Source organism: Stenotrophomonas terrae (genome assembly GCF_039674165.1).
Taxonomy (GTDB): Bacteria; Pseudomonadota; Gammaproteobacteria; order Xanthomonadales; family Xanthomonadaceae; genus Stenotrophomonas; species Stenotrophomonas terrae_A.
In genome coordinates, this window is the sequence record NZ_JBDJMY010000031.1 from 21,596 (window position 1) to 39,782 (window position 18,187).

15 protein-coding genes are annotated in these 18,187 nt (G+C 64.9%); 5 read left to right on the forward strand and 10 right to left on the reverse strand.

Annotated elements, in window-relative coordinates; genetic code table 11:
- Positions 1–280: 280 nt before the first annotated feature.
- Together gltX and ABE493_RS13445 are read left to right on the forward strand one after the other, a co-directional pair.
- Positions 281–1,681 (forward strand): glutamate--tRNA ligase, encoded by a 1,401-nt coding sequence (gene gltX / locus ABE493_RS13440; RefSeq protein ID WP_346499420.1) that lies wholly within the window; start codon positions 281–283, stop codon positions 1,679–1,681.
- A 16-nt stretch (positions 1,682–1,697) separates the two neighbouring features.
- Positions 1,698–2,183, forward strand: a complete 486-nt coding sequence (locus ABE493_RS13445) for a Fur family transcriptional regulator (RefSeq protein ID WP_346499421.1) — start codon at positions 1,698–1,700, stop codon at positions 2,181–2,183.
- 225 nt (positions 2,184–2,408) lie between these two features.
- Here ABE493_RS13445 and ABE493_RS13450 read toward each other — a convergent pair whose 3' ends face one another.
- From ABE493_RS13450 to ABE493_RS13480, 7 genes are all read right to left on the reverse strand, one after another.
- On the reverse strand, positions 2,409–4,109 hold the full coding sequence (locus ABE493_RS13450; RefSeq protein WP_346499422.1) for an amidohydrolase: 1,701 nt from the start codon (positions 4,107–4,109) through the stop codon (positions 2,409–2,411).
- Between the two features lie 419 nt (positions 4,110–4,528).
- The gene (locus ABE493_RS13455; protein ID WP_346499423.1) at positions 4,529–5,638 is read right to left on the reverse strand and encodes an HlyD family secretion protein; all 1,110 of its coding nucleotides are present in this window, start codon (positions 5,636–5,638) and stop codon (positions 4,529–4,531) included.
- Positions 5,635–7,299 carry an MFS transporter gene (locus ABE493_RS13460; protein ID WP_346499424.1) on the reverse strand — a complete coding sequence of 555 codons (1,665 nt, stop codon included), beginning with the start codon at positions 7,297–7,299 and terminating at the stop codon, positions 5,635–5,637. The genes ABE493_RS13455 and ABE493_RS13460 overlap by 4 nt, the downstream gene beginning before the upstream one ends.
- Positions 7,296–7,865 carry a TetR/AcrR family transcriptional regulator gene (locus tag ABE493_RS13465; RefSeq protein WP_346499425.1) on the reverse strand — a complete coding sequence of 190 codons (570 nt, stop codon included), beginning with the start codon at positions 7,863–7,865 and terminating at the stop codon, positions 7,296–7,298. The genes ABE493_RS13460 and ABE493_RS13465 overlap by 4 nt, the downstream gene beginning before the upstream one ends.
- 76 nt (positions 7,866–7,941) lie before the next feature.
- Positions 7,942–9,153, reverse strand: a complete 1,212-nt coding sequence (locus ABE493_RS13470; protein ID WP_346499426.1) for an MFS transporter — start codon at positions 9,151–9,153, stop codon at positions 7,942–7,944.
- Entirely contained in the window at positions 9,150–9,578 is a 429-nt protein-coding gene (locus ABE493_RS13475) for a MarR family winged helix-turn-helix transcriptional regulator (protein ID WP_346499427.1), read from the reverse strand. Before ABE493_RS13475 ends, ABE493_RS13470 begins: the two co-directional genes overlap by 4 nt.
- Positions 9,579–10,294: 716 nt before the next feature.
- Positions 10,295–12,499 carry a TonB-dependent receptor gene (locus ABE493_RS13480; RefSeq protein WP_346499428.1) on the reverse strand — a complete coding sequence of 735 codons (2,205 nt, stop codon included), beginning with the start codon at positions 12,497–12,499 and terminating at the stop codon, positions 10,295–10,297.
- Between the two features lie 138 nt (positions 12,500–12,637).
- Between ABE493_RS13480 and ABE493_RS13485 the strand changes: the two genes are divergently transcribed.
- Positions 12,638–13,054 (forward strand): MerC domain-containing protein, encoded by a 417-nt coding sequence (locus ABE493_RS13485; RefSeq protein WP_346499429.1) that lies wholly within the window; start codon positions 12,638–12,640, stop codon positions 13,052–13,054.
- Between the two features lie 105 nt (positions 13,055–13,159).
- Positions 13,160–13,339 (forward strand): 30S ribosomal protein THX, encoded by a 180-nt coding sequence (locus tag ABE493_RS13490; RefSeq protein WP_057630568.1) that lies wholly within the window; start codon positions 13,160–13,162, stop codon positions 13,337–13,339.
- A gap of 118 nt (positions 13,340–13,457) precedes the next feature.
- Here ABE493_RS13490 and ABE493_RS13495 read toward each other — a convergent pair whose 3' ends face one another.
- The 3 genes from ABE493_RS13495 to ABE493_RS13505 all read right to left on the reverse strand — a co-directional run bounded on the left by ABE493_RS13495 (position 13,458) and on the right by ABE493_RS13505 (position 16,819).
- Positions 13,458–14,705 (reverse strand): ectonucleotide pyrophosphatase/phosphodiesterase, encoded by a 1,248-nt coding sequence (locus ABE493_RS13495; RefSeq protein WP_346499430.1) that lies wholly within the window; start codon positions 14,703–14,705, stop codon positions 13,458–13,460.
- Between the two features lie 114 nt (positions 14,706–14,819).
- Positions 14,820–15,332 carry a methylated-DNA--[protein]-cysteine S-methyltransferase gene (locus ABE493_RS13500; protein WP_346499431.1) on the reverse strand — a complete coding sequence of 171 codons (513 nt, stop codon included), beginning with the start codon at positions 15,330–15,332 and terminating at the stop codon, positions 14,820–14,822.
- Positions 15,329–16,819, reverse strand: coding sequence for an AlkA N-terminal domain-containing protein (locus tag ABE493_RS13505; RefSeq protein ID WP_430980782.1), 1,491 nt, complete (start codon positions 16,817–16,819; stop codon positions 15,329–15,331). Before ABE493_RS13505 ends, ABE493_RS13500 begins: the two co-directional genes overlap by 4 nt.
- Before the next feature lie 165 nt (positions 16,820–16,984).
- Here ABE493_RS13505 and ABE493_RS13510 point away from each other — a divergent pair, with 165 nt between their 5' ends.
- Complete coding sequence (locus ABE493_RS13510) at positions 16,985–18,139, forward strand: hypothetical protein (protein ID WP_346499433.1); 1,155 nt, start codon at positions 16,985–16,987, stop codon at positions 18,137–18,139.
- The last annotated feature ends 48 nt before the right edge of the window (positions 18,140–18,187 follow it).

Below are 18,187 nucleotides of genomic sequence, written 5' to 3' on the forward strand. Positions count from 1 at the left end.
CCCATGCGGGGTCTTGTCTGCCAGCTCCGTCGCTGCGGAAGGGGCCCGGTAAGGCAAAGGCTGGAGCAGCGGCAAGGGCCGAAGCCAGAGCTGAAGCCAGAGCTGAAGCCAGAGCCAGAGCTAGAGCTAAAGCTAGAGTTAGAGCGGCCCTCACCCCAACCCCTCTCCCGCAGGCGGGAGAGGGGCTAAAGCCGGGGCGCTGCTTGGCGGTTGAAGCGGGTTCGAAGCACCGGCAGGGGGGAAGAGGTAAAATGCCCCGATTCCCACTTCTGCGCCCGTCATGACCGTCCGTACCCGCTTTGCCCCCAGTCCCACCGGCTACCTGCATATTGGTGGCGCCCGCACCGCGCTGTATTGCTGGCTGGAAGCGCGCCACCGTGGCGGTGAGTTCGTGCTGCGCATTGAAGATACTGACCGTGAGCGCTCAACCCAGGCCGCCATCGACGCCATCCTCGAGGCGATGGACTGGTTGGGCCTGGGCTATGACGAAGGCCCGATCTACCAGACCGAGCGCGTCGCCCGTTACAAGGAAGTGGCCGAGCAGCTGATCGCCGACGGCAAGGCCTATTACGCCTACGAGACCAAGGAAGAGCTCGACGCCATGCGCGAAGCCGCCATGGCCAAGCAGGAGAAGCCGCGTTACAACGGGGCCGCCCGCGAGCTCAAGCTGGCCTACAAGGACGACCCGAACCGCGTCATCCGCTTCAAGAACCCGCTTGAAGGCACGGTGCTGTTCGATGACCTGATCAAGGGCAACATCGAAATCGCCAACAGCGAGCTCGATGACATGGTCATCTTCCGCCCGGACGGCTACCCCACCTACAACTTCGCGGTGGTGGTCGACGATTGGGACATGAAGATCAATGAAGTCATCCGCGGTGATGACCACATCAACAACACCCCGCGCCAGATCAACCTGTACCAAGCCATCGGCGCGCCGGTGCCCAAGTTCGGCCATATGCCGATGATCCTGGACGAGCAGGGCGCCAAGCTGTCCAAGCGCACCGGCGCGGCCGACGTGATGCAGTACAAGGACGCCGGCTACCTGCCCGAGGCCTTGCTGAGCTACCTGGCCCGCCTGGGCTGGTCGCACGGTGACCAGGAGATCTTCACCCGCCAGGAACTGATTGATCTTTTCGACGTCACCAACTGCAATTCCAAGGCCGCGCGCCTGGACATGGCCAAGCTGGGCTGGGTCAACCAGCACTTCCTGAAGACCGAAACGCCTGAATCCATTGCGCCGCACCTGGTCTACCAGTTGGAAAAGCTGGGTCTGGACCTGGGCAACGGCCCGGCGCCGGTTGACGTGGTCATCGCCCTGCGCGAGCGCGTGCAGACCCTGAAGGAAATGGCCGAGAAGGCCGTGGTCTGGTACACCCCGCTGAACGAGTACGACGAAGCCGCGGTGGCCAAGCACTTCAAGGCTGGCGCCGAGGTTCCGCTGGGCAAGGCCCGCGAGCTGCTGGCCGCGGCTGAATGGACTGCCGAAGGCGTGTCGGCGGCCCTGCACGAGGTGGCCGCACAGCTGGAAATCGGCATGGGCAAGGTAGCCCAGCCGCTGCGCGTGGCCATCACCGGCACCCAGGTGAGCCCGGATATTTCCCATACGGTGTACCTTGCCGGCCGCGACGAGGCCTTGAAACGCATCGACGCCGCACTCATCAAGATCCCGACGGCCTGATTCGGACGAGGTAGCCATGACCGACGCACACTCCTGTACCGCCCCGCATCACCACGTTGAAGACGCGGCGGATTTTGTTGCGGTGGTCGAACGGGTGTGCCGTGAGCGCGGTTTGCGGCTGACGCCGATCCGCGCCAACGTGCTGCGCCTCATCGCCGAGGCGGGCAAGCCGGTCAAGGCTTACGAACTGCTGGAATGGGTGCGCGAAGGCAAGGGTGTCGGCGCCGATGCGCCACCCACCGTGTACCGCGCGCTGGATTTCCTGATGGCCAATGGCTTCGTGCACAAGCTGTCATCGGTCAACTCGTTTGTCGCCTGCCATCACCCGAGCAGCAACCAGCATTCGGTGCCGTTCCTGATCTGCGACCGTTGCCATAGCGCGGTGGAGCTGGAGGATCGCGACATCGTCCGCCAGCTGGAAGCCCGCGCCAAGGAGCTGGGTTTCAAGCCGCAGGCACAGACGCTGGAAGTACATGGCCTTTGCGCGAACTGCGCAGGGTGAAGCTCAAAGCCCCTCTCCCGGCGGTAGAGGGGTTGGGGTGAGGGTAAGGTGCCGCTCCAACAAGGCTGAAATCTCGTAGCCCTCTGTTCTTTTGTGGAAGCGGCATAAGCCGCGAAGCCAATAGGCTCCGACCGCCCCATCACGTTGGTGCGGTCAATGCGCTATCGGCTTCGGATGTCGTAGTGGCTTCGCGGCTAATGCCGCTCCTACAACAGCCGGCCGTGCTTACGGCTTCGGTGTTGCTTCGTAGACCACGTTGCCATCCTTGATGGTCTGCAACACCTTGATGGTGTGCAGCTGGCTGCGTTCGATGCTCAGCGGGTTGTCCGACAGCAGGGCCAGATCCGCGCGCTTGCCGACTTCGATCGAGCCCTTGCTGCTCTCCTCGCCATACTGCCGCGCTGCCCACAACGTGATCGCCTTCAGCGCGATCGCCGGTGAGACACGCTGGTCAGGTCCCAGCACACGGCCACTGCGGGTTACGCGGTTGACCGTCGCATCCAGCACCCGCATCGAATCCGGGAACACCACCGGCGCATCATGGTGCGAAGTGAACACCATGCCGGCATCCAGTACCCACTGCGTGGGCGAAATGTTCTCGGCGCGTTCCGGCCCCAGTACCGAGTCGCGGTGCCAATCACCCCAGTAATAGGTGTGCATCGGGAACAGCGAGGGGAAGATGCCCAGACGGCGCAGTTCGCCAACCTGGTCCTTGCGCAGGGTCTGGCCGTGGATCAGCACCGGGACCAGATGCTTGTCCGGGTACTTCGCCTCGGCGGTGGCAACGGCGTGGATCAGCTGGTCGATGGCGGCGTCGCCATTGGCATGCGCCAGTACCTGCCAGCCATGGCCCCAGGCCTGGGTGATCAGGTCATCGACCTTGGCGGTTGGAAACGCGGGGTAACCGGCATAGTCGGGCTTCTCGCCTTCGGGAACCTTGTAGTAAGGCTTGGTCAGCCATGCTGTCTTGCCTTGCGGCGAGCCATCCAGGCTGATCTTCACCCCGCCGATGCGGAAGTGGTCGGTGTAGTTCAGGCCATAGAACGGGCCCTGCATGGCCGGGTTCTGCAAGGCCACTTCAATATCGGGATAGGACACCACGTCGATCTTGAGCTTGCCGGCCTTGGCGGCCATCGGCAGCAGCTGCAGGGTGCCAGCGTCGGTTTTGCCGTCCTGCGCGGTGGTGTAGCCGTATTTCATATACAGCGCCTGGCCGGCTTCGAGCATGGCCAGTGACTGCTCGGCGGTCATCGCCGGCATCAGCTTGGCCAGGGCGATGTTGTGCGCGCTTTCCTCAAGCACGCCGTCGGGTACGTTGCTGCCGGGTTCGCGGCGGATCACGCCGCCCGGCGGGTTGGGCGTGTCGGCAGTGATGCCGGCCAACTCCAGCGCCTTGCTGTTGTAGGCACCGAGGTGGCCGGATTGATGCATCAGGATGACCGGGATATCGGTGGCGATCGCATCCAGGTCCTGGCGGGTCGGGTGCCGCTGTTCGACCAGCTGCGAATCGTCGTAGCCGAAGCCGATCAGCACCTTGTAGCCCTCGGGCGTGGTGGGGTGCGCGCGGAACTCGCGCATGATCTTCTGCAGCGCCGGGATCGAGTTGCCTTCGCCATCGGGTGCAGGCAGCAGGTTCGCCGACAGCGCCTGCAGGCCGACGCCGGAAACATGGCCGTGCGCATCGATGAAACCCGGCGTCAGGGTGTGGCCCTGCAGATCCACCTGCTGCGCCTGCGGGCTGAAGCGCTGCGCCGCCTTGCGGGTGCCGACAAAGGCGATGCGGCCGTCGCGCACGACGATGGCTTCGGCATCGGGCTGTTTGTCATTGACGGTGATGATGGGGCCGCCGGAATACAGCGTGTCGGCGGCGTTGGCGGCCGGGGCCGTGAGTGCAGCCAAGATGGAAGCGGCCAGAATCAGTTTCATCAAGGGTTCGCCCGGCTGGAGACAGGGGTACAGCCTAGCGCTTTAGTCCTTACCGTTGTGTTGAAGGAGCGGCGCGGTCTGTTTTGAAGCGGGAGTTGGCTTGGATGCGGTTGATTCTGGGCCGTTCTTGCGTCGCGTGGCGGGTTGTTACGGCGATGGATGCGCGGGTGGTTTGCAGGGTTCATTGGGAAAGCCCCTGCCGAGCATGGCTCGGCACTACACGCTCCCTCCCTTTTGCGTAGCAAAGGGGAGGGTTGGGGAGGGGTGCTTTGGCTTGTGCTGCTCGTGCGCGTTCACCGGGCAAACCCCTGCCGAGCATGGCTCGGCACTACCGCTCTAGCCCCTCTCCCGCTTGCGGGAGAGGGGTTGGGGTGAGGGCAGCTTTCGCTGGTAATGCCCCTGCCGAGCGTGGCTCCGCACTACCGGGTGGCGGTGGGCGTTGCGGCCGTATCCACTTCCACCACCACCGACATGCCGGGGCGCAGGCGGGCGGCCAGCGGCTGGTCGGGGTCGATGGCGATGCGGATCGGCAGGCGCTGCACCACCTTGGTGAAATTGCCGCTGGCGTTGTCGGGCTTGAGCACCGAGAACTCCGAACCGGTAGCGGGGGCAATCTGCTCGATGCGGCCGGTCAGCTTCTTGCCCTGGAAGGCATCCACACTGAAGGTCGCCGGCTGGCCGATGGCCATGTTCCAGGTCTGGCCTTCCTTGTAGTTGGCCACCACCCACAGCGTGTCCGGCACCAGGAACAGCAACTGGCTGCCGGCGGTGACGTACTGGCCCAGGCGCACGGTCGCTTCCGATACCTGACCGTCGCGCGGGGCCTTGATCACGGTGTTGTCCAGATCGATGCGGGCCAGCTCCAGCGCCGCTTCGGCCATGGCGACCTTGGCTTCCAGCCCCTTGCGCGCCACCTGGGTGGAGGTGAGGGTCTGCTCGGCGATATTGATGGCCGCCTGCGACTGGGCGACGCCGGCCGTTGCCACCTGTGCCGAGGAGCGCAGTTTGTCGCGGTCGCTGTTGGACACCAGCTGCTGTGCCGCCAACTGCTCGTAGCGCTGCAGTTCGGTGCGGCTGCGTTGCTGCTCAGCCTGCTCGGCCGAATGGTTTGCCCGTGCCGAGCTGATCTGCGCGCGGTTCTGCGCCTGGCTCTGGTCGGAGTTGGCCAGCTGCGCGCGTGCATCGTCGAGCGAAGCCTGGGCCTGGTCCACCTTCTGCTGGTAGATGCGCTGATCGATGCGCAGCAGTGGCTGGCCCTGCTTCACATGATCGAAGTCGCTGACCAGCACTTCGGTGACATAGCCATTGACCTGTGGTGCAAGCACCGTCACCTGGCCGCGCACATAGGCATCGTCGGTGTGCATGCGCGGGCTGTTGAATGGCCACAGCTGCCAGGCGCGCAGGATCAGGGTCAGCCCGATCATGGCGACGACGATCATCACCACCACGCTGGTGCGGCTGGGCCGGTTGTACTTGGACACCGCTGCGGGAGGCGGGGTTGAAGCGGTCTTTTCGGTTTTGTTGCTCATGTTTCTGCTCGTTTGTTCTGGGTGCCGGCGCGGTCACGGCCGATTACCTGCTTCACACGTGGGTTGCGTAGCGTCACTTCCAGCAGCAGCCAAGTCAGGAAACAGATCGCTACCCAGCCGCTGAAGGCGAATACATCGTTGAACGCACGCACATTGGCCTCGCGCTTGGCGGTGGCCGCCAGTGCAGCGCTGGCCTGTGCCTTGAGTTGTACCGGGTCGGTGATGATGCGGGCGTAGGCTTGCTGCTGTAGTTGCAGTCGCCGCGCCACCTGCGGGTCGGCGGGGTTGAGCTGGCTGACCAGTGCGGTGGAATAGATGTGCTCGCGGTGCAACTGGAAGCTGCTCAGGAAGGCCGAACCGGCCAGGCTGCCGAAGCTCTGGGTCAGCGACAAAATCACGATGAAGGACACGATGTGGTCCAGTCCGCGCGCCATCGCCTGGCGTATGCCCATCAACATCAGCGGGCCCATGAACATGCCACTGCCCACCGCCGCAAGGAATTGGCTGAGGGCGAAGTCCATCGGCCGGTCCATGCTGGTGCGGTGCTGGTCGAGGAAGGCGGCGCTGCCAAGCAGGATGATCGAGACCAGCAACTGCGGAATCAGCGCCTTCGGCCCGAAGGTCAGCGCGCCGGCGGCGATGCCGAGCAGCACGCCGATCAGGATCACCCCGAACAAGGGCGCCATCTGGTCCGGCCCCATGCCCAGCGTGCGCATCATCGTGATCATCCCGTAGGACTGCTCGTTGGTGAGGAAGCGGATCAGGAAGGCGCCGGCGATGAAGCGCAGCATCACCGGGCCCATCAGCCAGCGCACCTGCAGCAGCGGATTGCGGCGCTGGTGTTCGATGCACAGGCCAGCGGTGATCAACACCACCGCGGCCGCCAGCGCCCAACCCAGCCACGGTGAATCGAACCACCAGTGCAGATAGCCTTGGCTCAGCACCACCACCAGCAGCGCCAGGCCGGGGGCGAGCAGGGCGAAGGTGAGGAAGTCCTTGCGTTCGAATACCTTGATCTGGATGCCGGGCGGCAGCTTCAGCACCACCACGGCGGCGAACGAACAGAGCGCCAGCCCGGCCTCGAACAGATACAGGTTCTGCCACTCGCCGTGGTCCAGCAGACTGGGCGACAACAGCCACGCCAGCGGCACTGCCAGCTGCGACAGGCCCATGCCGATCACCAGCAGGTTGCCCACGTATTTGCGCGGCAGCGCCTGCAGCATGTACAGCGTGCCGAGGGTAGTACAGGCGGCGCCGGCAAAGCCGCTGGCGGCACGCACCAGCACCGTGGTGGTGGTGGTGCCGACAAACAGGTGCAGCACTGCCAGTGCGGCATAGGTGCCCAGGCCAATCTCGGCGAACAGGCGGATGCCGTATTCCTGGCGGAACTTGAACACCAGCAGGTTGGCACTGACGTTGACCATCAGATAGGCGGCAACCAGCCAGTTCGCCTCGCTCGCCTGCAGCCCCATCTGGCCGGTAATCAAAGGCAGGTTGGCGCTGATAAGCGCATTGCCCAGGCCGCCGGTGATGGCCACCAGCACCGCCACGGCGGCATAGGCCGCGCGCCGATACGGCGGGTGCCAGGGCATCGACGCCGAACCGGGCAGGGTGGGCTTTTCGTGCTCCTCCCAATCGGGAATGGGTTTGAGCGGCTTCATTTGGCTTCCGGTGCGAGCGGCGCGGCGAGGCCGGGGCGCAGCAATTCAAGCGCACGCCGTGCGAGGGTGGCGCGATCTTCGGCGGTGCGCCCGCGCAGGGCCGCGCCCAGCATGCTGGAGATCAGCGAAATATCGGCTAATTCCAGATCCCGCCGGCACAGGCCCGCGGCCTTCGCGCGCTGCAGAGCCGGTGCTGACAGGTTGAGGATGTGCTCGCGTGCGGCCTTGATGGCGGGGTGGTCCGGGTCCACCGCGCGCCAGTAATCAGCCAGTGCCGGCGAGTGCACGATGCGCTTGGCCATGCCGACGATCAACTCGAACAAGGCATCGTCACGCTCGCCCAGTTCCTGCAGGTGGGCTTCGATCTTTTCCACGGTCCGTTGCAGCAGCGCTTGGATCAGCGCGGTGCGGTCGGGGAAGTTGCGGTAGAGCGTTGCCCGGCCCACGCCGGCACGCTCCACCACAAGGTCAAGCGGGGCGGTGATGCCGTGCTCGCCGAACACGGCGTCAGCCGCGTCCAATAGCAATGCACGACGCGCGGCGGCATCGGAACGTATGGAAGTCATGCTGTCCATGATCCGGACAAAATTGTCCGGTTTCAATGGGCAGCGCGTAAACGCGCCGTCGCAGCTTCCCTTTTGTTCAGCTCGCGGCGGCCTGTGGGCGCAGGCGCGCTTCGCGGATCGGCAGGTTCACCAATGCCGCAGCAACCGCCAGCGCCATGTCGGCGTACCACATCCAGCTGAAATCGCCGCCGTATTCCAGTGCCACGCCGCCCAACCAAGCGCCGAAGAACGCGCCGATCTGGTGCGAGAACAGGGTCAGCCCGAACAGGGTGCCCATGTGCCGCGGGCCGAACAGCTTGCCGACCAGGCCAGCGGTCGGTGGCACGGTCGCCAACCAGGTAAAACCAAGTGCTGCGGCGAATACGTAGAAGGTCATCGGCGTCGGCGGCGAGGCCAGGTAGACCGCAATCAGCACCGCGCGGCTGAGGTACATCCAGAACAGCAGCCACTTCATGCGGAAGCGCTCACCGAGCGCGCCGATGATCAAGCTGCCGGCGACGTTGAACAGGCCGATCAGCGCGATCGAGACCGAGGCCACATTGGACGAGAGCCCGCACAGCGCGATTTCGCCCGGAAGGTGAGTGACCAGAAAAGCGATATGCACGCCGCAGGTGAAGAAGCCCAGATGCAGGCACCAGTAGCTGCGGTCGCGCAGTGCACGCTGCAGCTGTGGTCGCAGTTCTTCACCGTCGGCAGCGCCTTGCACGCGCGGTGCGCGCTTGCGCAGTGGCCAGGCCAAGGGCAGTGACAGCAGCACGATGAAGGCCAGCGCATACAAGGCCTTGATCCAGCCGAAGGCACTGAGCAGCAACTGCACCAGCGGCGCGAACAGGAACTGCCCCAGCGAACCACCGGCGTTGATGATGCCTGCCGCCATAGAGCGTTTCTGTGCGGGAATGCGCCAGGCGGTTGCACCGATCAGCACCGAGAAACTACCAGCACCAGCGCCGGCGGCCAGCAACAGCCCGAAGCTGAGATTGAGGCCCCAAGCGCCAGGTAGCAGTGGGGCTGCAACCAGGCCGATGGCCAGCAGCACGCCGCCGCCGACCAACACCGGCAAGGGGCCGCGCTTGTCGGCCATCGCACCGAAGAAGGGTTGCACCGCACCCCAGACAAACTGGCCGATCGCCAGCGAGAAGCTGATCTGGGCGACGCCCAGCCCGGTGGAAACATGGATGGGGTCGATCAGCAGCCCGCTGGTCTGGCGCACGCCCATGGTCACCATCAGGATGGCGGAGGCGGCCAGCAACAGGAGCCAGGGCGTGCGGGGCGGGGCTTGGGTGTTCATGCAGCTCGTCCTTGGTCCAGGGCCTGGGAAAGGGCTTCCAGCTGTTGGTTGAGCGTGGTTGTGCGCGCGCTGCCGAACAGCGTTTCGACTTCCTGTTGCGCGTGTTGCCAGAGCGGGAAGGCTTTCTGCAGGCGCCGTTTACCGGCGGCGCTGATCTGCACCTGGCGTTGGCGGGAGTCCTCGCCGGGCACGGCGCTGAGCAGCCCGACATCAAGCAGAGGCTTGAGGTTGCGGGTAAGGGTGGTGCGGTCCATGCCAAGCGCCTCGGCAAGCTCGCCGAGGGGGCGAGGTTGGCTTGAGCGGCGCAGGATGGAATAGGCGTTGAGGCTCAGATCAGCGGCGGCCAGATGGCGGTCGTAGACCTGGGAGACGCGGCGCGCGGCGCGGCGCAGTTGGAAGCAGGTACAGGGGCTGTGGGCGTCCATCGGCAGTGTCGGCGGGGCGATGGGTTGGAGTTTAGGTGCATATGCACGTAATTGCGAGAGTTGGGTATTTGGGTTTGGGTTTGGGTTTTGGCTTGGGCCCTGGTTCTGGTTCTGGCTCGGGCTTTGGCTATTGCTCTGGCTCTGGCTCTGGCTCTGGCTGTGGCTGTGGCTGTGGCTCTGGCTCTGGCTCTGGCTCTGGCTCTGGCTGTGGCTGTGGCTGTGGCTGTGGCTGTGGTTCTGGCTCTGCGCTTGAGGCTTGGGCAGGCCGCAGGAGCAAGGGCCGCTGCTTTCCCTTCTCCCGCCTGCGGGGGAAGGTGCCCGGAGGGCAGATGGGGGGGCTTTTGATCTGGCTTTGGCGGTTCTTGAAAATGGTTCTACACAAATTGGTCAGCGCGAAGAAAGAAACCACCTTGCGGTGGTTTCAAGTGAGCTTGAGCTGTGAGAGGGCGGCCGAAGCAAAAGCAGAGGGCAAGAGCAGAATCACGAGCAAGAGCAGAAGCAAGAGCAGAAGCAAGAGCAGAAGCAAGAGCAGAAGCAAGAGCAGAAGCAAGAGCAGAAGCAAGAGCAGAAGCAAGAGCAGAAGCTTGCCCTCACCCCTACCCCTCTCCCGCAGGCGGGAGAGGGGAAAGCAGGGGCCAAAGCTAGAGCTGAAGCTCAAAGCAACAGCTCAAAGCAACAGCTCAAAGCAACAGCTCAATCCAATGCGCGCCAAACGTTTAGAACCAGGCGCGGATACCAAATGCCACACCACGTCCCGGCAGCGGCGAGTAATCCCGCAGCAACGAGGTGTGCGGGCGTGCCTCACGATCAGTCAGGTTGCTGCCATCAAGGAATACTTCGTAGCTGTTGCTGCCATTGCGGTCCCAGCGATAGGCCACGTGGGCATCCACCAGCGTGTAACCGGTACTGGCTTCTTCGTTCACGGCCACATCCTTCTGGCTGCCATAACGCACTGCACCCAGCGAGGCGCGCCAGCCGCCCAATGACCAATGCAGGTCGGCACCCACGCGGGCGGGGGCGATGCGCGGCAGGTAGCCGCCATTGGCCAGCTCGACGTTGTAATGATGTGCGTGATCACCGTGCGGTACGGCGATATCGGCGTTGCGGGTGCCGCTGCCATCCAGTTCGGCCTTCACGTAGTCGCCAAATACGCGCAGGTCCCAGTCACCGGACAGGCCTTCGATCATGTGCCAGGTTGCCTCGGCTTCGGCGCCCTTGAAGGTGGCGTCGTTCTGCGTCCAGGCGCGTACCGGCAGGCCGCCTTCCGCCACGCCGGTATCGGCCAGGTAGATGAAGTCCTTGAACTTGGTCTGGTAGATCGCCGCCTGCACGTCGATGCGCTCGCTGTGCGCATGCAGGCCCAGTTCGACGCGCTGGCCGCGTTCGGTGTCCATGTTGGCGTTGCCGATTTCCAGCGAGCGCGTGGCGATATGCGCGCCGGCCGCGTACAGCTCTTCATTGGTCGGTGCACGCTCGGAGGCATCCACGCCGAAGCGCAGGTCGAAGGTGTCGTTCAAGGCCCAGATGCCGGACGCCGACAGGTTGGTCGCGCCGAAGCTGCGGTTGCGCTGGGCGTCGTCGGTCTCCAGCTTGACCCGGTCGTGGCGGGCGCCCAGTTCCAGCTTGAACGGGCCGAACTGTTTTTCCTGCAGCACGAATGCGCCCAGCGTGTCGGTGGTGGTGCCCGGCACGAAGGCTTCTTCGCCGATGGCGCCAAAGTCGCTGCTGCCGAACTGCAGGCCGAAAGCACCATCCCAGCCGGCCAGCGGCTGCTGCACGGCTTCCAGGCGGCCTTCAAAACCCTTGTTGGTGAAGCGGGTGGAAGGCGTGCCGGCTTCCAGCTCGGTGTGCTCGTAGTCGGTGTAGCCGCCGCGCAGGGTCACGCTCTTCAGGAACGAGGTCGGGTTGTACAGGCCGCCCTTCAGGTCGAAGCGGTTCTGCACCATGTCGATACGTACATCGTGCTCGTCGCCTTCCTCGGCATCGCCGTGGTCATGGTCGTGGTCATCGTGGTCATGGCCGTGATCATCGTCGGCATGCACATGCGCGCCATTGGGGATGCCGTAGTTGCTGCGGTAGGTTCCCAGCGAGGCGCCAAGGTAGCCGTTTTCACCGAACCAGGTCGCACCGACGCCACCGGCGCGGGTACGCACCGAACTGTTCTCCAGGCGGCCACGGGGGCCGAGCTCGTCGCTGTCGGCGGCATGGTCGCCATGGCCATCGGCGTCCAGTGCATGCGGGTCGATCGCATAACCCGGGATGCGGTAGTCATCGCCGTTGCGGATCAGGCCATCGACATGCAGGACCAGGTTGTCGCCGCTGACCCCGTCCAATCGGAACATGCCGCTGCGTTCCTCATTGACCGAGTTGCCGCGCAGTTCGGCACGGCCGCTGAGCGGGCGGTCCGGTACTTCGCTGGCGATGCGGCCATCGACAACGTTGACCGCGCCGCCGATCGCGCCGCTGCCAAACAGCAAGGTGGCCGGGCCTTTCAGCACTTCGATCTGGTCGGCCAGGAACGGCTCGATGCTGGACGCGTGGTCGGCGCTGACGGTGGAGGCGTCCATGTTGCCGACGCCATTGGACACGACCGCTACGCGCGGGCCTTCCTGACCACGGATGATCGGGCGACCGACGCCGGGGCCGAAGAAGGTGCTCTGCACGCCGGGCAGTTTGGACACGGTATCGCCCAAGGTGCCGGACTTGTGCTCATCCAGGTCGGCACCGGCCAGAACATCAACGGGCCGCGCCAAAGACTCGGCCGAGCCCTGCAACGGCGACGCGGTGACCTTCACTGCGCTCAGCTCGGTCAGATGATGGCTCTGCCCGGCATCGTCATCGGCGGCACTGGCAACGGCGGGAAGGGCGGCGGCCAGGGCGAGGAACAGCAGGTGGTGCTGGGTGCGGCGTGGGAAGGGCATGATGATCTCTCTGTTACTTTGTATCACTTGGGTTGCAGGCTGAACCGCGAGCGGCAAGGGCTTGGCGCAGGCGGTTAGGGCGGGGAGGACGATTATGTTATATTATTCCATAACGTTCCGTCGCCCCTGCTGGAAGTCATGCCGACTGCACCTACCGGATTACGCAAATTCCTCGATCGCTTTGGTGCGACCGGATCCTTGATCTGTGCGGTGCATTGCGCGCTGTTGCCGGCCTTGCTGGCGGCGGCGCCGGCACTGGGCTTGTCGTTCTGGCTCAGCGATGGCGTCGAAGCCAGCATCGTCATCTTCGTGACCGTGCTGGGTCTGTTCAGCCTGATCTGGGGCTATCTGCGGCATCGCGCGCTGATGGCGCTGCTGTTGCTGGTGCCGGGATTGCTATTGCTGTGGGCTGGCCTGCTGCACCCGGAGCTACATCATTCGCAGGTTCCGCACGCCGTGGTGATGACGCTGGGCGGGGTGCTGGTGGGCTTGGCGCATGTGGTCAACCTGCGCTTGAATCACGTTCATATACATGACGCCAGCTGCGCACATTGAGGGGCGCATGGTAGGCTTCTCGTCCATGCGCGAGGGCGCTTGTTGTGGCCTCGCCAAACCCGTGCACGCACGGGGTAACTGATTACACACTAAGGAGTTGACGACATGGGTAAGGGTGACCGTAAGACCGCCAAGGGCAAGCGCTTCAACGCCAGCTATGGCATTTCGCGTTCGCACGTGAGCAAGGTGGCCGTGGGCGCAGCTGCGCCGGTTGCCAAGAAGACTGTCGCCAAGGCTGCTGCCAAGAAGGCTGTTGCCAAGAAGACCGTCGCCAAGGCCGGCTGATCCAGCCAGGCAGTGGTTACAGAAAAGCGGCGCATTGCGCCGCTTTTTTTGTGCCTGATCCGGATCGCGGATCGCCTTGGTGGGTTTCCCCGGGTGGGCTTCGCTTACCCGGGCTAGCTCACTTCGATTGGCGTAATGCCTGCTGCAGGGCCTGCGGGTCGCCATCGTTGGGCTGGGCCGGGATACCGATCAGCTGGGTCAGCAGCGGATAGACGTCGACGTTGTCGAAGGCGCTGAGCTGCTTGCCTTGTGCAAATGCCGGGCCGCGCGCGACGAATACCGCCTGCATCGACGGCAGCGCCGGGTCATAGCCGTGCGACCCGCGATCCCCCGGCTGGCGCTTGGCAATGCTGTCGCGGGTGATGGCGTCCCAGCCTTCCTGCATCTGGCAGACGATGGCCGGGATGCGCGGGTTGCTGCCGTAATGCCAGCGCGCCGGCAACTGCGCTTTGTTCCAGCATTGGTAGTGCGGGTGTTCGCCGAGCAATGCTTTTTTCGCATCAGCCTGCTTGCCTGGTAGCGGCGCGAAACCCACCGATTGCCCCACCGATACCACCTTGGCGACAGCCGGCGACACCATGTCTTCGATTGCAACAGCATTGCCGAACTTGACTGTTGCCATGCCGTGATCGGAAACCACGATCACATTGGTGGCATCGAGCAGCCCATCGCGGCGCATGCCATCCATCAGTTGACCGATGGCGGCATCGACCTGCTGCAATGCGGTCTTGTACTCGATTGAATCCGGGCCGTGCGCGTGCCCGGCCTTGTCCACCTGTTCCATGTAGGTGGCGACAAAGCGCGGCTTGATCGCATCCGGTTCGCCGTGCAGCCACGCCAGTACCTGGTTCATGCGCTCGGGCAGCGGCACGCTTTCGTCATACATGCGCCACTGGTTGGCGTGCAGGCCGCGCACCGGTGCTTCGCTGCCCGGCCACGACCAGGTGGCGCTCTTCAGGCCGGCCTTGCGCACGCTGACCCAGATAGGCTCGCCGCCATCCCACCAGGCGGCATTCTGCACGGCGGCGCGGTCGCTGACCTTGAACTCGCCAAGTGCATCGGCGCTCATCGCGTTGTGTACCAGGCCGTGGTGGTCCGGACGCAGGCCGGTGACCAGGGTGTAGTGATTGGGGAAGGTGAGCGAGGGGTAGGAAGGACGCATGCCGACGCTGCGCACGCCTTCGCGCGCCAAACGCATCAGGTTGGGGCTGTCCGCTTCGCTGAGTTTGTCCGCGCGCAGGCCGTCGATGGAGATCATCAATACAGTGGGCGGAACCGCCGGTGCGGCGACCGGGGAAGGCGTGCTGGCGCAGGCGGCAAGCAACGCGCAGGCCAGCACGCTGGTCGAAATACGTAGAAAAGTCATGCCGCCATGATAGGCCGCACCGGTGACCGTACAAATACAACCTTCGGCATGTTGTCTCCGGCTGATCGACCCTGTAGCCCGCGCAAGCAAAGCGCAACCGGGGAGCCCGCACGCTCAGCCAAACAGATCCGCCAGCCGCTCGTGCTCGCAGGGCACGCCTTCCAGTTTCAACAGCGCCGCCTTGGTCGGCAGCCCGCCGCCGAAGCCGGTGAGCGTGCCGTTGTTGCCGATCACGCGATGGCAAGGCAGCACGATGGGCAGCGGATTGCGGCCATTGGCGGCACCTACGGCACGCGTCGCGGTAGGGCGGCCGATGTGTTCGGCAAGCTGCCGGTAGCTCCAGGTGGCGCCAAACGGAATCTTCGCCAGCATGTGCCAGACCTGCAGCTGGAATTCGGTGCCGACGGGTGCCAGCTCCAGCTGGAAATCCTGGCGTTCGCCGCGCAGGTATTCCAGCAGCTGCCGGCGTGGCTCGGCCACCGCATCGGGGTCACGCTGCCAGTGCTCGCGGCCCTTGGCGTCGTGGCGGTTTTCGGCAAAAAGAATATGGCGCACACCGACATCGTCGACGGCGACGGTCAGCGCGCCGATGGGGCTGTCAAAGCGGTCGTAGTACAGAGTGTTCATGCGCTGGCCTCCGTTGCGGTCTTGGGATTCTTCTTTTGCGCCGGCACTGCCAGGTGCCAGAGGTGCAGCACGGCGTAGGCACGCCATGGCCGCCAGAGTTGTGAGCGGCGCTCGGTCTCGCGCTCGCTCAGGCGCTGGCCTTCGCCCAGTACCTGCTGCAGGACAAGATCGCCAGCGGGAAATGCGTCGGGCATGCCCATAGCGCGCAGCGCCATGTAGTGCGCGGTCCATGGGCCGATGCCGGGCAGGGCGGTGGCCTTGTGCACGAAACTTTCCAGGGTCTGCGCGCGGCTGAAATCCAACCGCTGGTCGGCGCAGGCGCGGGCGATGGCGCGCAGGGTGGCGGCACGGGTGCGTGGCAGGCCGATGCTTTCCAGCGGGGCCTCGACCAGTGCGGCGGGGGCAGGGAACTGCCGGTCCAGGCCTTCCGGCATGCCGGGCAGGTGCTCGCCGAAACGGTCGACCAGGCGCCGCGCCAGCGTGGTGGCGGCAGCAACGCTGACCTGTTGGCCGAGCACGGCGCGCGCGGCAACTTCGAATCCATCCCAGCCGCCGGGGATGCGCAGCCCAGGCCGTTCGGCGATGCCGCGTGCCAGCAGCGGCTCCTGTTGCAGGCAGGCATGCACCGTATGCAGGTCGGCATCCAGGTCGAATACCCGCCGCACTTTGGCGACGATGGCCGGAATGGCGCGCGGATCGGTGGTGCCCAGCTGCAGGCGCAGTTCCGGGCGTTTGGGATCGGCGGTGACCCGGATCAGGCTGGCAACGCCATTGGCGACCACCACGCGCTGGTAGCTGCTGTCATCGATGCATTCGATGCCGGGCAACGAGCGCCGCCGCAGGAAGCCCAGCATCGCGCTGAAATCCAGTGGCGGGCGGTAAGCCAGGCGCAGCACCGGTTCGCCGCCGGCGACCGCGCCGTGCTGCTTGCGCAGCGCGCTTGGCGGCATGCCGCAGCCGTCCAGGAAGGCGCTGTTGAAGCGGCGCAGGCTGTTGAAGCCGGCCGCCAAGGCGATCTGGGTCACCGGCAGGGCGGTTTCGGTCAGCAACTGCTTGGCCAGCAACAGGCGCCGGGTGGTGTGCAGCTGGGCCGGTGTGGCGCCCAGCTTGGCGACGAACAGACGCTGCAACTGACGCGCGCTGACACCCATGGCCTGGGCCAGGGCGGCGGCCGGCTGTTCCTGCAGAATGCCTTCGTTGAGCAGGACCAATGCCTGATGCAGGGTCTGGTCCTGCAGCAGATTGGCGTCGTCCGGGGACAGCTCGGGGCGGCAGCGCAGGCAGGGGCGGTAACCGGCGGCACTGGCTGCAGCGGCGGTCGGGTAATAGCTGACGTTCTCGGGCTTCGGTGGTGGTGCCGGGCACACCGGGCGGCAATAGATGCCGGTACTGCGCACGGCGGTATAGAACAGGCCGTCAAAGCGCGCATCGCGGGCCAGGCGGGCCTGTTCGCATTGAACGTGTGCGGGCATCAGGAAAGTTTGCATGGACCCAGTCTAGGCCCGGACGCGGACCGGGACTGGCCATTTTCGGACATCAATGCGCGCGACACTGTGTTGATTCACCGGGCGTTGCAGCAGGGTGGGCGTTGCGCACTAGACTGTTCACCTTCCTGGCGCCGCAGCGCCGCAGTACGGACCTGATTGCTCTCCATGTTGCCCAAGTTCTGGTGGTCGCCGTTGTTGTGCATCGGGCTGTTGGCCTGCAATCCGCAGGCCGGCGATAAGAAGCCCGTTGCCGATCAAGTCGCCGCGTTGGCTGCCGATGGCGACCACATGGTGTCGATCAACGCGGCCGATGCACCCAATCCGCCGGCGCCGGTGTTGCCGGCCAAGGACAGGCCGTGGCCGGAGCTGGTGCTGGAGAACGGCAAGGCCTGGGTCAGTTGCGGCACCGATTACGCCGGCGAGAACGGTGATGGCACCGAGCTGACCGGTCTGGACCGTGCCGGCCTGGATGCGGCGCTGGCGCCCTGCAAGGAGCGCGGCCTGCTGCGGGTGCGCTACGCGGGGAAGATCAATCCTTCCTTTGCCGCGCTGGTGACCCGCCTGGCGGTGGTGGCCGACGCGATGGAGATCAGCAAGCGGATCCTTGACCTGGATTCCAGCGGCGGCCAGGTGGAAGCGGCCATCGTCGCCGGTGACAGCATCGGCGAGTCGGGTTGGACCATCTGGGTGCGCGAAGGCTCGGTCTGCCACAGTGCCTGCGTGTTCGTGCTGGCCGCTGGCGACAACCGGCTGATCTCCGGCAAGGTCGGCATCCACCGCATGATGCGGATCAGCTCCACCGCAACCTCGCGCGCGGAGTTGAACAAGGAGCTGCACGAGGTCTACGACAACGTGAAGGATTACCTGCAGCGCAACGGCGTGGCGGTGGGCGTGGCCGATCTGATGATGACCGTGCCCAACCGCAGCCTGCGCGTGCTGACCAGCGACGAGCTCAAGCAGTACGGGCTGGACGGCACCAATGCGGTGCAGGACGACCTGGAGCGGATCAAGCAGATGCGCAAGTGCGGCGATGATTTCGTCCGCCGCAAGGACTCCTTCCTGATTGCCTTCGACCGTGAATGCAAGGCGGAAGGCGCGGACCTGGAAACCGTCAACCGCTGTGGCCAGGCCTTGAAGGAGCAGTTCGGCTTCCCTGATGAGATCTGCCCGGAGGAGAGCCCGTTGTCGGAAATCGATACGGCGATGCTGGAGCCGATGCCGACCACCATCCCGACCGGCGCTGCGGCGGTATCGGTGCCGGCTGCCGCAGTCCCGACGGCAACGGCCGCGCCTTTGGGCGGCCCCGGCGCACGAAAATGAATGAATGGGTTGATGCGGGCGGCAGTAAACCGTGATTGGATTGGCATT